The 356-nt window shown below is 61.5% G+C and carries 1 protein-coding gene; it reads left to right on the top strand.

The window, feature by feature from the left end:
- A partial coding sequence (locus AC1D0P_RS32585) for a hypothetical protein (protein WP_477680498.1) occupies window positions 1-195 on the top strand: 195 nt, incomplete at its 5' end.
- Window positions 196-356: the final 161 nt, after the last annotated feature.

Below are 356 nucleotides of genomic sequence, written 5' to 3'. Positions count from 1 at the left end.
GTTCTCCTACTCACCATCGCTGCCAAGCAATTCGCCGGGCCGGTCGTCTTCCGCCCCCTCGCGGCGCGCCCGCGCCTGGAGCTTGCGGCGGGCAAGATTGGCGCGCAACTCCAGCTTCAGCCGCTCGGCGCGTTTGTCGGCGGCTGTCTTTCTCTCTGGTTTTTCCGGCTTATCCTCGGCCATGGCTTTTCATAGCGCAAAATTCGGGCGCGGCAAACCAAAGTCGAGAGGAAGCGTTGAAGAGGGTGGAGGAACGACCATGGTCTTTATCGGCACGGCCGCGTGGAGCATGGCGAAATCGGCGGCGAATCGGTTTCCACAAGACGGTTCGTCGCTGCATCGCTATGCGAATGTAC

The organism is Polaromonas sp. P1_G2 (assembly GCF_056405515.1).
This window is presented reverse-complemented; position numbering and strand designations above follow the sequence as displayed.